17 protein-coding genes are annotated in these 17,333 nt (G+C 67.7%); 7 read left to right on the top strand and 10 right to left on the bottom strand.

The genetic code is table 11. The features are described 5' to 3' along the window. Nucleotides 1–155: 155 nt before the first annotated feature. The 8 genes from OJA40_RS09500 to OJA40_RS09535 form a co-directional block, all read right to left on the bottom strand. Nucleotides 156–1,145, bottom strand: coding sequence for a hypothetical protein (locus tag OJA40_RS09500; RefSeq protein WP_263810460.1), 990 nt, complete (start codon nucleotides 1,143–1,145; stop codon nucleotides 156–158). Between the two features lie 46 nt (nucleotides 1,146–1,191). Next, nucleotides 1,192–2,265, bottom strand: coding sequence for a sulfotransferase (locus OJA40_RS09505; protein ID WP_208426680.1), 1,074 nt, complete (start codon nucleotides 2,263–2,265; stop codon nucleotides 1,192–1,194). Next, on the bottom strand, nucleotides 2,262–2,645 hold the full coding sequence (locus OJA40_RS09510) for a hypothetical protein (RefSeq protein ID WP_208426681.1): 384 nt from the start codon (nucleotides 2,643–2,645) through the stop codon (nucleotides 2,262–2,264). The genes OJA40_RS09505 and OJA40_RS09510 overlap by 4 nt, the downstream gene beginning before the upstream one ends. Next, the gene (locus tag OJA40_RS09515; RefSeq protein ID WP_263810462.1) at nucleotides 2,642–2,917 is read right to left on the bottom strand and encodes a hypothetical protein; all 276 of its coding nucleotides are present in this window, start codon (nucleotides 2,915–2,917) and stop codon (nucleotides 2,642–2,644) included. The genes OJA40_RS09510 and OJA40_RS09515 overlap by 4 nt, the downstream gene beginning before the upstream one ends. A gap of 16 nt (nucleotides 2,918–2,933) precedes the next feature. Continuing rightward, nucleotides 2,934–4,259, bottom strand: coding sequence for an arylsulfotransferase family protein (locus OJA40_RS09520; RefSeq protein ID WP_263809619.1), 1,326 nt, complete (start codon nucleotides 4,257–4,259; stop codon nucleotides 2,934–2,936). 456 nt (nucleotides 4,260–4,715) lie between these two features. After that, entirely contained in the window at nucleotides 4,716–5,861 is a 1,146-nt protein-coding gene (locus tag OJA40_RS09525) for a glycosyltransferase family 4 protein (protein WP_263810463.1), read from the bottom strand. A 53-nt stretch (nucleotides 5,862–5,914) separates the two neighbouring features. Continuing rightward, nucleotides 5,915–6,811, bottom strand: coding sequence for a hypothetical protein (locus OJA40_RS09530; protein ID WP_263810464.1), 897 nt, complete (start codon nucleotides 6,809–6,811; stop codon nucleotides 5,915–5,917). Nucleotides 6,812–6,862: 51 nt separating this feature from the next. Next, entirely contained in the window at nucleotides 6,863–7,369 is a 507-nt protein-coding gene (locus tag OJA40_RS09535; protein WP_263792616.1) for a hypothetical protein, read from the bottom strand. 617 nt (nucleotides 7,370–7,986) lie between these two features. Here OJA40_RS09535 and OJA40_RS09540 point away from each other — a divergent pair. The 6 genes from OJA40_RS09540 (at nucleotide 7,987) to OJA40_RS09565 (ending at nucleotide 11,993) form a co-directional block, all read left to right on the top strand. Then, entirely contained in the window at nucleotides 7,987–8,610 is a 624-nt protein-coding gene (locus OJA40_RS09540; RefSeq protein ID WP_263810465.1) for a DUF3047 domain-containing protein, read from the top strand. 95 nt (nucleotides 8,611–8,705) lie between these two features. Then, the gene (locus OJA40_RS09545; RefSeq protein WP_263792618.1) at nucleotides 8,706–9,710 is read left to right on the top strand and encodes a glycosyltransferase family protein; all 1,005 of its coding nucleotides are present in this window, start codon (nucleotides 8,706–8,708) and stop codon (nucleotides 9,708–9,710) included. 42 nt (nucleotides 9,711–9,752) lie between these two features. Continuing rightward, entirely contained in the window at nucleotides 9,753–10,217 is a 465-nt protein-coding gene (locus OJA40_RS09550; protein ID WP_208426687.1) for a DUF4385 family protein, read from the top strand. 54 nt (nucleotides 10,218–10,271) lie between these two features. Further along, nucleotides 10,272–11,162, top strand: a complete 891-nt coding sequence (locus OJA40_RS09555; RefSeq protein WP_263810466.1) for an alpha/beta fold hydrolase — start codon at nucleotides 10,272–10,274, stop codon at nucleotides 11,160–11,162. 90 nt (nucleotides 11,163–11,252) lie between these two features. Further along, on the top strand, nucleotides 11,253–11,570 hold the full coding sequence (locus OJA40_RS09560; protein WP_208426689.1) for a DUF2752 domain-containing protein: 318 nt from the start codon (nucleotides 11,253–11,255) through the stop codon (nucleotides 11,568–11,570). 36 nt (nucleotides 11,571–11,606) lie between these two features. Continuing rightward, the gene (locus tag OJA40_RS09565) at nucleotides 11,607–11,993 is read left to right on the top strand and encodes a TM2 domain-containing protein (RefSeq protein WP_263810467.1); all 387 of its coding nucleotides are present in this window, start codon (nucleotides 11,607–11,609) and stop codon (nucleotides 11,991–11,993) included. Between the two features lie 124 nt (nucleotides 11,994–12,117). Here OJA40_RS09565 and OJA40_RS09570 read toward each other — a convergent pair whose 3' ends face one another. Both OJA40_RS09570 and OJA40_RS09575 read right to left on the bottom strand, forming a co-directional pair. Next, a complete protein-coding gene (locus OJA40_RS09570) occupies nucleotides 12,118–13,884 on the bottom strand; it encodes a lytic transglycosylase domain-containing protein (RefSeq protein ID WP_263810468.1) in 1,767 nt (588 codons plus the stop codon). 111 nt (nucleotides 13,885–13,995) lie between these two features. After that, complete coding sequence (locus OJA40_RS09575) at nucleotides 13,996–14,985, bottom strand: cation diffusion facilitator family transporter (protein WP_263810470.1); 990 nt, start codon at nucleotides 14,983–14,985, stop codon at nucleotides 13,996–13,998. A gap of 494 nt (nucleotides 14,986–15,479) precedes the next feature. Here OJA40_RS09575 and recQ point away from each other — a divergent pair, with 494 nt between their 5' ends. Then, entirely contained in the window at nucleotides 15,480–17,303 is a 1,824-nt protein-coding gene (gene recQ, locus OJA40_RS09580) for a DNA helicase RecQ (RefSeq protein WP_263810472.1), read from the top strand. Nucleotides 17,304–17,333 lie beyond the last annotated feature (30 nt).

The raw sequence follows: 17,333 nt of genomic DNA on the forward strand, positions 1-17,333 counted from the left end.
TGTCGGCGAGGGCGTCGCACCGCCGGTGTGGATGCCTCGTGTGGGGCCCCATGCCCTTGCCCCCGAGGGGAAAGCCTGCGGAAATGAAAATAGACGGAAGGCGGGTGCCTGGACGAGCCGGCGGCGAGAGGCAGTGGAGCCGGACGGCCCGCCGCCTACCTCATTTCCTCCGGAACCGACAGGTCGTCGAGCCCCTCCACGTCGTCCCCCACGGCCTCGGCGGCGGTCGTGCCGGTGTAGACGAGGAAGTTGAGGCCGCGGTCGAGCAGGCTCTGGGCGAGGAGCATGCTGGCGAGGGGCGCCTCCGGAATCTGGAGCGGCCCGGACAGGCCCACGCCCGCGCTCATGAACACGAGGCCCCGGGACGGCACGAACGGGACCTGCTGGATCACGATGTACAGCGCGAGCAGCGTGATCCAGGTGCCCGCCGAGACCCCCGGGATGACCACGGCCCACTGCGTCACCTGCAGGCCGTTGTTGAGGACGAAACGAACAAAGTGGCCGGCGGCGAAGAGCCCCAGCAGCGACGAGGGGAGGGACAGGATGGAGCGCCGGAAGGCCACGACGGCGCTCACGAGGATGATCAGCACGGCCACGCCGGCCCCGAGCGTGTAGGCCTCCGACGGCAGGTACTGGCGGAGCAGCTCAATCTGGCCGGTGAGGAAGAAGACGGCCAGCAGCCCGAAGGCCACGCTGGTGGACGCGACCGAGGAGATGACCACGTTGTCCTTCACGGTGCGGAGCACGGTTCCCGTGCCCAGGTTGGTCTCGCGGCGGGCCCACAGGTAGAAGTAGGCCTCCCCGGAGTAGCCGAGCACGTCGTTGTTCAGGACCCGTTTTCGGAAGAGGACGGGCAGGAGGTCGCGGTACTGGGCGCCCCAGGCCGTCCCGTAGAGGACCGCCTCGGTGAGGGGCAGGGTGCCGTACATGAGCAGCAGCAGGACGTAAAACCAGGGCGTAACGGGGAGGGCGCGTGCCACCTCCCCCCACCCGATGGCCGTAAGCTCGTAGGCCAGGTACGCCACGATGCCCCCCACGAACAGCCAGCGGAGGCCGGTCCGAACCCACGCCCCTACGGGGCTTTCGGTGAACCGAGTCCAGCGGGCACGGAGGGTGGAAAGGGTCTCGTAGAACCGCTGGAGCATGAGGGCCCGAAGAGCCGAGCGAAAGAAGAGGAGAGAACTACCGAGGTCAAAGGGGGGCGCGCTGCTTCAACGTCTCGTGCAGCGCAGCGGCGCGCCGTCGCGTTTCCGAAGAGAGGGCGGCGGTCTCGACGGAATGGGAGCGGGGCGGACGCACCTGATCGGCCTGACCGGTGAGGGCGGATGGGTCCACAGAAATGAGATCGGCCAAACGAGAAAGGGTGGTGCGCGGTTCGTCAACGAGGCGGTCGTACGCGAGAAGGACCGTATTTTCGTCGGCGTGGGCCAGCACGTGCTGGTAGGCCGCGATCCAGTACCGGACCCAGAAGGCAAGGGTCGTCGGCTCGGGGGCGTCGTCGACCCAGCCGTCGAAGTTTACGGGGCGAAGGCCGTGCCCAAACTCATGGTGCCCGATGGCTTCCATGTATTCCCGCACGAAGTCATCGTCGTCGTGCAGCTGGAGGAAGCGTTCGTGCTGCTGCAGCATCGAGGCCGCCTGCTGGAGCGGGGCACGGAACGGGACCACGAACGTGCCGGCCTCAAGCGGCCGGGGGAGGGCTCCGAGACGGGCAATGTTGAGGTTGTTCTTCGAGAGGTAGCGCAAATCGGCCGAGGGGGCGTCCCGCCGTACGGCCACGACCTTGCGCATGTGGGACTCGTAAAACGTGTCGAACGCGGGGTCGTGGTCGTCGGCCGACCAGGGCTGGATGCAGTGGCCCCGATACGCGTCCGGCCAGAAGTGCTTCCAGATCATTTCCTCGAAGGCTTCGGGGCTCTTGCCCGACACCTGAAGCCCGTCGCCGTGTGCCCGTTCGGCCGTCTGGGTCCCGCCGTCGAACTGGTCGGAGAACCGGTCCCAGAACAGCGGGCACAGCAGAAACGGCATGTCCTGATACGTGTGACTCGCGAACCGGCCCGTGTTCCACAGGAGGCGCAGCACAATGGTCGTGCCCGAGCGGGGGAGCGCCGTGATAAAAACCGGATCGTCGACCGAAATCGAGCTGAGGGTGTCCCGGTACAGAATGTTCTCTACGTCGGACAGGGCGTGCTGGGCCGTGCCGGCGCGGAAGGCCGTGCGGTGGAGAAGCCGGTCGAGCCATCCGTAGCGGTCCTCGAAAGTCATGATGCACGGGTGCGTTGAACGAGGACGTATGCGAGCAGGCCGACCGCCGTCGTCACGGCGAGAAAATCAATGCGCTGCAAGGTGGCAAAAGTCTCACCAAATGAGCCGATGCCCGCACGGCCAAGAAGCCAGACGCCCCCCAGAGGAAGCCCCAGTGCGAGGGCGCTCCCTCCCACCAGGCGGCCCAGAAGCCCGAAAAGCTTCCGGGCGCGATTCTGCAGGGCCGTTTCCTTCGCCGCGTCATCCAGGGAGTCGTCCCGAAGCACCCGAAGACAGGTGGTGCTGTGCCGCCCCACCTGGCGGGCGTGCCCGGGGAGGCGGAGGCGTTCGATGATGAGGGCAAAGCCGACCACGACGCCGGCGGCGAGAACAATGTTCATTCGACCGAAGGATCTGCGTCCGAGGAGGAGGCCGCTGGGGCCGCGTGCTCCGGCTCCTCGTCGGTCGTGCTCTGGAGGAGACGCTTCAGGGGAAACCAGATGAAGCCGAAGAGAGAGGCGAGCAGGGCCGCAATCGCTGCGAGAAGGGCCCCGATGCCCGAAATCACGCTTCCGGGCCCCCCGTACGCGTGGGCGCTGTCCGGGAGCGCCAGGCAAAGGAGCGTGAAGGCGACGAAGGCGACGAGGAGTCGAGGGGCGGATCGTGTGGTCATGGTGGTGTCGGTTGAGCTATTGTGGTGTGGGTGTGCGAACGAAGTCTTTCGAGGCGCAGGGCCACTCGTTGATCTCATCGGGAGACAGGTCGTACCGGGTGCCCTCCTGCACCGCAGGGACCGTCGAGCCCTCGTGGGGAGGATGGATCCACTCCCAGACCGTACGGCCGTCTGGGGCGACCTCCATGACTCGTCCCGCATGGTGCTCAGTCAGAAGCAGGTTGCCATTATCGAGCAACTGCCACTTCCCCCCCTTTTTGGTGTGGAAGGATTCAGACTGAGGCGTCGGGAAGATTTTTCTCGTGGAGTCAGTGTGAGGTTGAATTCCGATGATGCGGGTTCCCCCCTGCACAGTCCCCCGCTCGGTGAAGTCCCGGTTATTATCAAACACCCCGATCCAGCCGTCGCCGATGAAGTCGGGGTCGTGCTGCATGATAAAAGGCTCAGACGCGTGCCACTTCACCGTTTCCGTCTCGGGGTCGAGGACGAACACGAGATGGACGTTGCGCAGAGAGACCAGGAGGTCCCCAGCCTCGAACAGCGGGTACGCGTCGGCCATGGAGGGAGGCAGGGGCTCCACGTCATTCAAGTGCGTTGGGTCTGTGCTGGGCAGGTCAGACTCGGGGCTTTCCTGCTGTCCTGATATGTATGCCTTACTGACGTAGCGGGCCAAATCACTGCCGTACAGTATGTCGAGGACACCGATGGTCTGGAGCACTTGGCCCTCCGGTGAGATGCGAGTAAGCCGATCGAAGTAGGCGGCCTCCAGTCCGGGATACCCGTCTGGATAGGCACTGCTCGTGCGACGAAGAGACTGTGTAAGGTCAGAAACCCAAAACGACCCATCCGCGGCCCGGTCGATGGAGTGGTGGGTGCCAATGGGCAAACGCCACTCTACGTTGCCGCAGGCATCCACACGTGCCGTTCCCCCGTGCTCCACGTTGAACAGCACGTCGCCGTTGGGAAGCAGGTGGGATCCGTGAAGGTAGTGCTTTCGGCTCAGGTCAAGAGAATCGGCGAAGAGGGCCGTCTCGTCAATCCGCCATTCGTGGAGCACGTCGCCGGTCCGGTTGATGAGCCGAACGCGAGGCGACCATCCCTCCGGGCCCTTCCACGTGGAGGTAAGCAGCGTGACGCCGTCCTGCATCGCATCGGGCCGTTCGAGCCGGACGCCGCTGCGGTTGTGTACCCTGGGCTTTAGGAAGGTCGGGGGCTCGACCGTCGATCGGGCCTGCATCCATGCCTGTTTCAGAACATCATTGGGAGGCACCCGGGCCGCCCGCACCGCGAAGCCAATCAAAAAGGCCAGCAGTGCCACCGAGGCAACAAACCAAACTTTCAAAAATTTGCTCGGCATCGGGTGAGACGGGAAGAGGGAGCGAATTTTATGGAAAACTGGTACGCCGCTGCGACAAAAATATGTAAAGCAGGGCCACGAAGGCAACTGTTGTTACAGGGACGTTGTGTCCGTTCGCGGAGAAGACGAGGGGACGGCGGCCGCTCGAACCGGGTCACGTGGCGTTGAGAACCTGTTTGGCGGATGGATATTCAGCCGAGACACAGCGGGCAACGTGCATGAACGGAGCCCAAACGAGCCCTGTAGCGGGGGCCGAGCAGAAGCGAGGTCATGCCTCTGATGCGCTACCGGGCGATGATGCGCCACCGGGCGAGTGCAGAAGCCGTTCTGCGCTGGGAACGCAGTGACCGAGTAGTGCCTGGGCTGCACGCGATCCGCGACATCGCAGGCCATAGACAGCCCGCCAAACAGGTTCTGAGCCCTTTACGGACGGGGCCAGTGCTACGCCACCTCCGACAGCACCGCGTGGACGTTCCGGGCCACCTCCTGCCAGTTGGCCGTGCGCCGGGTGCGCGTGCGGCCCTGGCGCCCCAGGGTCGCGAGCCGCTCCGGGGCGTGCAGCAGAGAAGCGAGGGCGGAGGCCAGGGCGGTTGGGGCGGCCGGGGGCACGAGCAGGCCGGTCTCCCGATCCACGATCGCGTCCGGGATGCCCCCAGAGCGTGCCCCGACGGCGGGGGTGCCGCAGGCGTTGGCCTCCAGAAAAACGAGCCCGAATCCCTCCACGTCGGGCGGGGCCTCGCGGGCCGGCATGACGAAGAGGTCGGCCGCGGAGTAGTAGGCGGGCAACGCGTCGTCGGCCACGTGCCCGACGAAGTGGACCCGGTCGGACACGCCCCGGCGAACGGCCAGCCGCTCCAGCCGACTGCGGGCGGGGCCGGTGCCGGCGACCACGTACCGCACCTCCGGCACGGAGGCGGCGATGCGGGGAAGGGCCCGGAGAACCGTGTCGACGCCCTTCCGCGGGACCAATCGCCCGACCGTGAGCAGCATCGGGCGGGCCCCGATGCCGAGGCGGTCGCGGAGCGCCCTGCCCCCTCGGGGACGAAAGCGCTCCGGGTCCGTGCCGTTCGGCACCACGCGGAGACGGGCGGGCGGGACGCCCTGGTCTTCGAGGAGGCCCGCCGTATACCGACTCACCGGGAGGAGGGCGTCGGGCTGCGCCAGCGACCACCGCCGAAACCGGTCGTAGGCGGCCCCAAGCCCGGGGCGGCCCGACAGCGGGTTGAAGAGCAATTCGCGCCCGTGGGCGGCACAGACGATGCGGCGTGGGTAGCCGGTGAGCCATCGGGCGAGTGCGGACGCCCCCACGGTTTGCCATTGGGCATGAACGGCCACGTCGGCCCGCAAACGAACGGCCCGCCGGGCGACAGTGGGAAGGGCGGTAACCGGCAGCCAGTCGGGGCGCCCGCGAACGCGGTTGACGGCGGGAGGCGCGGCCCGGTCGACCCTCGCGGCAGAGGGGCGACGGGGGGCGATCACCTCAAGGGCCTCCACCCGCTCGGCCAGCCGGGTCGCGACCTCCCAGGAGTACGTCTGAATGCCGCCTACGTCCGGCGGGAAGTCCTGGGTGACAAACAGGAGGCGCATACGAAGGGCACGAACGCAAGGAGGCAGGGCGCGTCTCGCTCAGGGGGGGCGACCTACGAGGACGCGACGGTGGCCGGCGCGCGGTCGAGGCCGTAGTCGATGAGCCGGTGCCACGGCAGGCCCAGCAGAATGAGAAGAATGGTCGAGGCCTGAAAAAAGATGTTCATGCTGAACAAGATGCCGAAGTGCATGCCCACCACGAGCATAACCACGAGGTATCGGTACTTGCCCCACCACATGAGGAAGCTAACGGCCTCGGTGAGCAGGCCCACGAGCAGAATGAGCGTGCCGAAGTGGTAGTCGTAGAAAACCAGATCCTGGAGCATGGAGGCGTCAAAGCTCCCGAACCTGGAGAGGGTGTCGACCTTCCGTTCGCCGATCCACATCAGGAGGTGACGCCCGTCGGGCCACGTGATGCCGGTGCCGATGAGCTTGCACACGGCGGCGGAGGTGTAGCCGAGGCCGATGAAGAAGTAGAGGAAGCCGAACGTGAAGCGACGGCGCTGGCGTTCGCCCTGGAAGACAACGAGGGCCAGCCCCAGCCCGAGAACACCCATGCCGATGAGGTTGGACCCGTGTGAGATCTCGCCCAGGGAGTACCGGGCCACGTACTGCAGGTGAAAGGCCAGGAGGGCCCACAGGTAGGCCGGGCGCCAGAGCCGGAAAAACCCGACCAGCCCGAGCACGCCGACCAAAACGGCATTGATGAGGGCCACGTTGTGGTCGAACATGAACGACACGTCGATGTAGTTCGCCAGTCCCAAGGGGAGCAGGACCGAGCTGATATTTTGCTGGATGTAGACGCCCCAGGTCCAGCAGAAGTAAACGGCGTACCCCATGATGAACAGCTCCAGCCCCCGAAAGAAGAGGCGACGCCCCTTCGTGTCCGGCGGTGTGTTCTCGAAGAGTTCGTAGCGGAGGGTGTGCGCGAAGCGGGCCAGTGTAGACATGGGGGCGGCAACGGACAAGGCGGAAGCACAGCGGACCGACCGACGAAGGCGTCAGGAGGGCGGGGAGGTAGACGCCACCGTGCGGGCCGTTGGGGAGGGGTTGAGCCGGGTCGTGTCGGGCTCGAAGAGGAGTACCGGTGTGGCGGTGACCCCCACAGAATCCGAGTCCAGTTTGCCGCGGACCCGAAAGATGAACAGCGGTGCCGAAAGGGACCGGCCCTTGGTGAAGAGACTCCGCAGCCCCTGCACACGTTCGTCGGACCACCGGTCGGTCTTCGACACGTAGTTGGCCACGTCGTTCTGGTTGATGCCCTTCGGCGCCAGTGGGTAGGACGCGCCGGGAAGGCTCTGAAGCGATACCGCGTCCCACGAGAGGGTATCGGGGTCGGTCTGGGATGGCATCTCGCGGACCATGGCCCGGGTCCAGGGATTGCCCGCCTGCGAGAACATCGGGTAGATGCTAAACGGCCAAAATTCACCGAGGTGAGTAGCTACGAGCAGGGCGTAGACCACCAACACCCCACCCACAATTTGGAGGGCGCGCTTGGGAAAACCCATGGGACAAAAGGTCGACTACTGAGAGAATACCTGTCGAAAGAGGAAAACTGCCGGCTTGGGGGACGGCTCCCGGTGCTCTTCGGAGCGGACCCATCGAGGAACGGTACGCCCGCAGAAAAGGGCCAGTGGAACGCAGCGTAAATTTCGGCACAACGGGACGTAGAAGTCAAGCCGTCCGGTCTGTAGGCGGGCACGGAAAGGAGGACGTGTAGGACGAGCGCGAGTGCGCAATTGGTCTCGGAATTTGGTGTAAACGTTTCGGTGAGGGAGCACGCCGCAACCGTGTGTGTTTCTGTGGGGCCTCTTTGGAACTGCGCGGCTGGACCGAGGCGGCACCCGGCACAGTTACTTCTGAAAGGCCGGACGCGGCGTCATGGACGGAGCGTGGCCGTGAACGGAACGGATCAGAACGCGCGAAGAATGGGGGAGAAGGTGCTCACTCCTTTTCAACCAAATGCTCTCCTATGCCCCACTCTATTCTTCCAACATACTCAGCGCTTTTTGGCGAGACGGTCCGTCGACTGGGACTGTGTGTCGGGGGGCTGGCTCTGGGGGTTGCCCTCTCTGCCCCTGAGGCCGGGCACGCACAGGAGGCGACTTCGAATGAGAGGGACCCGGTGATTGTCGACAACTTCGAAGACGACACGCCCGGGACGTTTCCCGACGGATGGGTGTTCGTGAAGTCGGATGAGGACATCCAGTCGTATGAGGAGAGTCGCAATCCGGGCGAGACCGTGGAGGTGCGGGAGGAGAACGAGAACCGCTACGTCCGGCTCATCACAGACGGAGAGGCGCTGCGGTACACAAAGCGCAACGGCGTCGACTTTGAGTGGAACCTGAAGGACCACCCCCGCCTCACGTGGCGCTGGCGGGCGCAGCAGCTGCCGGAGGGCGCCAGCGAAAAAGGCCAGAACGACACCGGGGGTGCGGTGTACGTGACGTTCGGGTCAGACTGGCTGGGGCGGCCGAAGAGCATCAAGTACACCTACAGCTCCTCCCTGCCCGTGGGCACGACCGTCTCCTTCGGCCCGCTGAAAGTCATCGTCGTCGACTCGGCCCGTGAGCCGCGCACGGGGGAGTGGGAGACGGTGCAGCGGCGCATCCGGGACGACTACCGGCAGGTGTTTGGCGAGGATCCCCCCGATCGCCCGGTGTCGATCACGCTGTGGAGCGACTCGGACACCACCGGCGACGAGGCAAAGGTCGACGTCGACGACATCGAATTGCTTCCGCCCCGGTGAGGCTCCGCGTGGCCGGTCGCGAGACATGAACCAATCGACGGGGCCCGCGTCTTGAAGGGCGTGTCCCGTCGAGTCAGCTTGCCCTTTCTGTTTTCATGCCCACCCCCCGCGAAGGCTACGTCCTTCACAGCTACGGCCCCGATCGGTACGTGAAGCACGTCGTGGCGTCGGTCCACACGCTTCGTCGACACGACCCCGACCGGCCCGTGGCCCTCTTCTGTCCGGAGCATCATCGGGCATTGCTGGAGCGTCGGGGGCTGGATGCGCACTTCGACGTGCTCGAGGACCTGCCCCGAGAGCACCGGTCGATCGTCGGGTTCAAGCACCACCTCCACCGCTTCAAGGCCTTCGAGCGGTCGCTCTTCGTGGACGCGGACATCGTGTGGTGCCGCAACCCGGATCCCCTCTGGCGGCAGTTTTCGGCCTTCCCGTTTACCGCTACCGGCCTGCAGAACGCCGATCACTTTTTTGGGGGGCCGAAGGGGCTCGGGGTCGTCGTCGACGTGCTGCTGGGGCGCCGCCGCCGCACGCTGCGTCGGCTTGGCCTCACCCGGTTGCCGCGCGTGCAGGCGGGCATGATCTACGCCCAGGACGACGCCTGCACCCGAGAGGTCGACGCGGCGGCCGCGTCCTTTCTCGATCGGGTGGGCAAGACGCACTTCCGGAGCCGGCTCGACGAGGGGCGCAGTGAGGAAACCTGCGAGTGGAGCATCGCCCTGGCCATGAGCAAGCTCGACCTGCACGTATTCCCGTGGCTGCAGGGGCGCAACAGCCCGCAGCTCGACTACATCGACAGCCTGACCGACCACGACCCGGACTTCAAGGAGGTGTCGTATCGCCTCTACACCAACCGGTTCGTATACAGCCTCCGCGGCATTTCGAACGCGTCGCTGCGCAACGCCCTACTGAGGGCGGCGGAGTCGTTGCCGAGGGCCGGCGAATACATGGAGCTGACGCCCTACGCCCTCCACTTCGGATGGCTTCACCAGAAAGAGACGTTTCGAGACTTCACCGAGCGCACCTGGGCCCGACTCGCCGAGGAGCGCACCCGGCCCCGACAGGTAACGCCACCAACCCCGGACTCGGCGTCCGCGGAGTGAGACGGGGCCCAGGACTTGCACGCAACGAGGAGGTCTGGATCTATGGCAGGCGCGTACGAGACTGACTTCCGGGCCCACCCGGAGGCCTACCGGTACGAGTCCAGCGAGCAGGGCGTGTTCAAGGTCCAGCCGTACAAGGACGAGCTGCTTCCCGACTGGGGCTTTAAGGACGAGGCCGCCGCGGAGGCCGCGGTGGAGGCCGTCCGGGAGGCGTACGAACGGTACCGGGCCGCGGACGACTTCGTGGGCATGGACATGGCGCGCAAGTACCTGCAGATGGGCTTCACCCGGGCCATGCGGTACGCAAAGTATCCGGGCGGACAGAAGTACGACGACGACGGCACCCAGCGAGAGCCCGAAGAGTGGGCCGACCCGGAGAAGCGGGCGGCGGCCGTCGTCTTCCGTGACGCGTGGCAGGCCCTCACGGACGACCCCGCGTACCAGCGCCGGAAAGAACACCACCAGAACGAGGTGTACGACCCGGACGCGAGCCCGATGGTGGGCTGAGGGGGAGGGTTGGGGGTCGGAGGGGTGAGCGGACACGATGAAAGTGAGACAGTGATGGAGGACGATCCCGCGAATCATTTCTCGGTGTCTCTTGAGTGGCACTGGGTCGACCGTGAAGGGGTGCGACTGCATGTGCGGGCGGCGGGCCCCGAGGACGGCCCGCTCGTGGTGCTGCTCCACGGCTTTCCGGAGTTCTGGTACGGGTGGCGCCGTCAGATCCCGGCCCTCGCCGCGGCGGGCTACCGGGTCGTCGTGCCGGACCAGCGCGGCTACAACCGGAGCGACGCGCCGCGGGCCGTCGCCGCCTACGACCTGGACCGTCTCGTGGACGACGTGTGCGCGGTCATCGACGCCGCGGGCCGGGCTCGCGCCTCGGTCGTGGGGCACGACTGGGGCGCGATGGTGGGCTGGCACCTTGCCCACGCCCACCCGGAGCGCCTGCGGCGCCTCGCGGTCCTCAACGTGCCGCACCCCCGCGTTTTTCGGGACACGCTCCGCACGAGCCCCACGCAGCTGCTCCGGAGCACGTACGCGCTGTTCTTTCAGGTGCCCGGCCTGCCGGAGTGGCTGCTCGGGCGCAACGACGGCCAGGGCCTCGCCACGATGCTCCGGTGGAGCGGGCGCCCCGACACGTTTGCCGACGCGGACCTTGCGGCCTACCGCCGGGCGTGGCGCCGGCCGGGCCGGCTTCGGGGCATGCTCAACTGGTACCGGGCTGCGGGCCGGCGCGCCCTGCGGCGCATTCCGCCCTCGGATCCGATCGACGTGCCGACGCTCGTGGTGTGGGGCGCCCAGGACGTGGCCCTCGGCCGGCAGATGGCGGCCCCCAGCGCCGCGATGTGTGCCGACGGGCGCCTCCGGATAATCGACGACGCCACCCACTGGGTGCAGCACGACGCCCCGGCGACCGTCAACCGGCTGCTGCTCGGCCACCTAGAGGCGTAGGAGCGGAGGGCTGTGCGGACGTAACAGTGCCGGGGACCGGTACGTGGTCAGAACAGAGCCCAAAATTCTCACTCGGTCCGTCCTTTCCTCATGCCAACCGTCCAAGGAGCAGTAGGGCCGGTCGTCCGGCGGCTTCGGGCCGTGCCGTTCGAGGCAGTCTTCTGGACGGCGGCCCTGCTCGGTGCGGCCAGCATCGACCCGCAGGCCCCCGGCGGCATCAACCTGTGCCTGATCGAGCACCTGGGCCTCCCGTGTCCGGGCGACGGCCTGGGGACCGCCATCGCGCACCTCGCCCGTGGGCACTGGACGGCGTCGTGGAACGCGCACCCGCTGGCGGGCCCCGTCGTCGGCGTGCTCGCGGTGCACGTCGTGTCGCTGTGCCGGGCGGCGCCCGCCCCGGCCCGCTGAGCCTCCCATTCTCTTGCACCGACCGCTTCCCGTGCCATGTCCAACGTGCTCCGCTACCTCCCTGAACTCGAGGGCGACGAACAGGTCGAGGTCGCCCGCCTGCTCAACGACATGAGCGACGCGCAGGCCGAGCACTTCGCGCGCATCTACCGGTCGCGCCGCCGCGACCCGGCCCACATCCTGATTCTCGCGGCGGTGGGGTTTGTCGGCGCCGCGGGGCTACAGCGGCTCTACACGGAGAAGGTTGCCCTGGGGCTCGTCTACCTCTTCACGGGCGGGCTGTGCCTGATCGGGACGATCTACGACGTCATCAAGTACCAGGACCTCGCCGTCCGCTACAACCGGGACGTGGCGCTGGAGGTGGCCCAGACCGTGCGGCAGGTGTACGACACCACCGATGATTCGGGCGGGGCCCAGAAGTGAAGGCCCCGGAGCCGGCCTTCTTATGGGGGGCTGTGCGTTGAGGGGGGGGCACGCCCAGCTGCACGGAAGAGAAACCGTCTCGCCCCGAGTCTCCCCGACGTGCACTCCCCCCACCGACAACGCGCTAGTCCCGAATCTGCAGGCGCTGGCCGGGACGGATGCGCGTGCCGCTGAGGTCGTTCCAGGCCTGGAGCTCCCGGATGGACACCCCGAACCGTTGCGCAATCTCCCCGAGCGTGTCGCCCCGAGTCACGCGGTAGGACGTGGGGGCGGAGGCGGCCGTTTGGGGGCTGGAGGCGGGGGATGCGTCGGGCGGCCCGGACGTCGTGTCCGACGGGGCACGGGCCGTCTCGATCGCGTCGAGCGGGCGCGTGGGGGGCGACGTGTCGTACTGCACGCGTAGGGGGCGCCGCTGGTCGGTCGCACTGAGGGCGCTCGCGTACTCCTGGACGGGCACCACCAGCCGGTCGCCCGGGCGGATGATGGCGCCGTCGATGCCGTTGAGCCGCTTCAGGGTGGCGGTGGAGGTGCCGAAGCGCACGGCAATCTCGGAGAGCGTATCGCCCCGGCGCACCGCGTAGGTGGTGGCCGGCTGCTTCTTCTCGTCCGGCAGCGCGGCGTAGTTCCAGGCGAACCGCGGGTAGCTGCCCAGCGGAATGCGCACGTAGTACCGCTCCTTGGAGGGCGGCACGCGGCCCCGCCGCAGCTCAGGATTGAGCGACGCGATGGCACTGCGCGTGGTGTCGGCGAGGCGGGCCACGGTGCGGAGCGAGAGGCGGCTTCCGTGTACCGGGACGTAGTCGTAGGCGAGCGGCGAGGCCGGTTCGGGCGGGGCGAGGTCGAACGCCTCGGGGTTCTCCATCACGCGGGCCGCGGCGATGAACATGGGCACGTAGCCCTGCGTCTCGCGCGGCAGGTACTCGTGGGCGTCCCAGTACGACGGGGCCTCGGCGTCGGCCCGGCGGAGCGCGGAGCGCACACAGCCGGCCCCACAGTTGAAGCCGGCCAGGGCGAGGTGCCAGTCGCCAAACTCGTCGTACAGGTCGCCCAGGTGCCGGGCGGCCGCCCGGGTGGCCTTTTCCGGGTCGCGCCGCTCGTCGACCCACGCGTTCACGGTGAGGCCGTACCGCCGGCCGGTGCCGGGCATGAACTGCCACATGCCCACGGCGCCGGCCCAGCTCCGGGCGTCGGGGTTGAGGCCGCTCTCGATCATGGCGAGGTACTTCAGCTCCTGCGGCACGCCCTCCTCCGCCAGAATGTGCTCGATCATGGGCCCGTATACCTGCACACGCCGCCGCCAGTGGTTGACGTGCTCGCTGGGCTCCTCCTCGAGGGCGGTCGTGCTCTGCTTCACCAACCGGTTCGAGGTCATCGGAATCTCGGTCCCCTCCACCTCGGCCTCCGGACGGACGGGGGCGCCCTCCAGGAGCGGATTTTCGACGTCCTCCAGCTCCGCGAACAAGCGGGCCCGGACGGAGAAAATCTGCCCCCGGGCCAGGAGCGTCGAGTCCGGGTCGCTGGGGTAGCCGTGGAAGCGCCGGTACTCGGCCGTGAGCCCCCCGTAGACCGACCGGACGGTGTTTTGCTCGAGGGCCTCCGGTCGGGTGCGGAGCAGGGTGGCCAGTTCCGCCATGGCCTGGTTCAGGAGGTGGGCCCGGCGCGTGCTGTCGTCCGCGGCCAGGAGCTCCGACTCCAGGGCGTACAGGCGCGCCACCTCCGGGGCGAGGGCGGTGGTGTCCGTGTCCGCCACCAGGATCGTATCCGCGGGCACCCGCTTCGGCTCGGGCGTCGGGGCGAGCGAGGAGAGCGAGCCGCCGCAGCCGGCGAGCACGAGCAGGGCGAGGCCGGCGCAGCCGCCGCGGAAGAGGGCACGAGAGAGAACGGTCGGCATGGGGGGCAGAGGGAACGAGGGAACAGCGGGAGGGGCCGAGGGCAGGATGATGGATACGGAATCCGCGGCCCATCGTCAATGCGATGCGTCGGTGCCGACGGTGAATATTCTCTACGAGGGCGGTCCGCCGGCCGCAGAGGCCCCCGCGTCCGATGCTCGCGTACGGGCAATCGAGCCCGCCTCCACAAAAATGTACCGGATGCTGGGGTGGGCCTCCCGAATGGCGCGCTCCAGCCGATCGACGGCGGCCTCCACGGTGTTGGCATCGAGGTCGTCCCGGAAGCGCAGGTCCATGTTCAGGAGGAGGGCGCGAGGGCCCATGTGCATCGTGAGCAGGCGCTCGACCGACGCGATGTCCGCGTCGTCGTGGGCCAGCCGGCGGATGTCGTCCCGAATCTCGGGGGCCGCCGCCTCGCCGATCAGGAGCTTTTTGCTCTCCCAGATGAGAAAGGCGGCCACGCCACACAGGATGAGCCCGATGATGATGGAGGCAATCCCGTCGATCACGGGCATGTGGAGCAGGCTCGCAAGGTGAATGCCAACGAGCGCGACGACGAGGCCGGCCAGGGCGGCGGTGTCCTCGAACACGACCGTGAAGGTCGTTGGGTCCTTGCTCGTCACGATGGCTTTGAAGAAGGGCGTGTCGCCGCGCTGCTTCTTGAACTCCTGAAGGGCGGTGCGCAGGGCGAGGGCCTCGAACACGATGGCGGCGCCGAGGACGACCGTGTTGAGCGTGAGGCCGCCGACCGTGATGCCGAGGACGGAGGTGGTGCTGGCGCCGCCGTGGCCGGGATCGAGCGTGTGGAGGATGCCTTCGTAGAGAGAAATGCCGCCGCCGAGCCCGAAGATGAGCACCGCGACGACGAGGGTGTAAAAGTAAAGCGACTTGCCGTAGCCGTAGGGGTGGTCCTCGTCTGGGGGCCGCTTGCTGCGACGAATGCCGAGCAGGAGCAGGCCGCCATTGCCGGTGTCCACGAGCGAGTGGATGCCCTCCGCCAGCATCGCGGAGCTGCCGCTGACGGCCGCCCCGAGAAACTTGGTGACGGCGATGGCGAAGTTGCCGAGAATCGCGGCGTAAATTGCCTTCTTCGACGAGGCCATGTTGGTTTGGGCGCGGGGGGGAAGAGCGTGGAGTGGAAGGCGTGGGGGAGAGGGCGCGGCAGCGTGGGGGGACAGAGGCCCGCGTGCTCCCGCGCTCCCAGGCCCCCACGCCCTCAATCCAGTGCGTAGGGAGCAGTTCGTCCCGTGAAGGCTGAAAGAATTGGCATCGGTGGTACGAAGGGGGAGAAGAGGCGTTCGCCGGATGTCCGAGACCAGGTGTCGCCGGGAGGTCGCCCGGGCGCCCCTGCCGGACACGACCACGAGCGGGCGGCCGCGTCGGCTCGGAGATGGCCCATCTCCACGCGCTGGTCGTGGAGGGGGGGGCGACGCCAAGAGCAGGCGATTTTCAAGTGCAGGCGGGCACGCCATGATGCAGGACGTGTTAGGGGGCTACGAGCACCACGAACATTTCCGAAACGTCGTGTCGTAGGAGTGCGGGACGCCGTAGAAGATTGAGCCCCTGCCTCCGTGTTCTTCATAGCCGCCCCCGCTCGATGGACGTCACCCACGCCGATCCCACGCACGTCCTCCAGTCCGTCTTCGGGTACGAGACGTTCCGCCCGTACCAGGAGCCGGTGGTGCAGCGGCTCGTGGACGGCGGAGACGCGCTCGTGCTCATGCCGACGGGCGGCGGGAAGTCGCTCTGCTACCAGATTCCGGCGATGGTGCGGGACGGCCCCGGCGTGGTCGTCTCGCCGCTCATCTCGCTGATGCAGGATCAGGTCGACGCCCTGCAACAGGTCGGGGTGAAGGCGGCGGTGCTCAACTCCAGCTTGGGCCGCAAGGAGCGAGAGGCGGTGGAGCACCGGCTCACGGCGGGCGAGCTCGACCTCTGCTACGTGGCCCCCGAGCGGGCCACCCGCGACCGCTTCAAAACCCTGCTGTCGCGGGCCCGGCCGTCCCTGCTCGCCATCGACGAGGCCCACTGCATCTCGCAGTGGGGGCACGACTTCCGCCCCGAGTACCTGGCGCTGGCCGACCTCCGGGGCGAATTCGCGCAGATTCCCTGCATCGCCGTCACCGCCACTGCCGACCCGCCCACGCAGCGGGTCGTCCTCGACCGCCTCGGCATGACGGACGAGGACCGGTTCGTGGCCGGCTTCGACCGCCCCAACATCCGCTACGTGGTGGAGCCGAAGGGAAACCGGCCCCGTCAACAACTACACGAGTTTATCGAGCGGGAGCACCCCGGCCAGAACGGCATCGTGTACTGCCTCAGCCGCAACGGCGTGGAGACGACCGCCGACTGGCTGACCGACCACGGCCACACCGCCGTGCCCTACCACGCCGGCCTCTCCGACCACAAGCGCAGCGAGCACCAGGACCGCTTTCTCCGCGAGGACGGCCTCATCGTGGTGGCCACCGTCGCGTTCGGGATGGGCATCGACAAGCCCGACGTGCGCTTCGTGGCCCACCTCGACGTCCCCAAGACGCTGGAGGCGTACTACCAGGAGACCGGCCGCGCCGGGCGCGACGGCCGCCCCGCCACCGCCTGGATGGCGTACCGCCGCGGGGACGTGGTCCGCATGCGGCAGCTCATCGACGACTCCGCCGAGAACGACGAGCACCGCTGGACCCAGCGCCACAAGCTGAACGCCCTGCTCGGCTACTGCGAGGCGCCGGACTGCCGCCGCAAGGTGCTCCTGAACTACTTCGGCGAGGACATGGGGGGCGACACGTGCGACAACTGCGACAACTGCCTGCGCCCGCCCGACACCTGGGAGGGCACCACGGCCGCCCAGAAGGCGCTCTCCTGCATCGCCCGCACCGGCCAGCGCTTCGGCAGCGGCCACGTGACCGACGTGCTGCTGGGTAAGGACACCGAGAAAATCCAGCGCCACGACCACGACACCGTCTCCACCTACGGCATCGGGGCCGACCGGTCGAAGGCCGAGTGGCGCTCCATCCTCCGGCAGCTGGTGGCGAAGGGCATGGCGGAGGTGGACGTGATGGGGTACGGCGCGCTCACGCTCACCGAAGACTGCCGCCCGGTGCTGAAGGGCCGCGAGACGGTCGCCTTCCGCGACGGGGCCGCGGCGTCGGCCTCGCCCAACACCACGAAAACCGGGGCCGACGATCCCCTCCCGGCCGACGGCCCGGAACGGGCGCTGTTTGAGGCCCTCCGGGAGCGCCGCACGCAGATCGCCACGGACCAAGAAGTGCCGCCCTACGTCATCTTTAACGACAAAACGCTCCGTGCCATGGTGGAGCACCGGCCGCAGACCAAAAGCGACTTCCGCGCCCTCCACGGCGTGGGGGACGTGAAGCTGGAACGGTACGGCCGTCAGTTCCTCGACACGATCCGCGAGCACACGTGAACGCACGAAGCACGTACGCACGAAGCACGT

The organism is Salinibacter pepae, assembly GCF_947077775.1.
Classification (GTDB): Bacteria; Bacteroidota; Rhodothermia; order Rhodothermales; family Salinibacteraceae; genus Salinibacter; species Salinibacter pepae.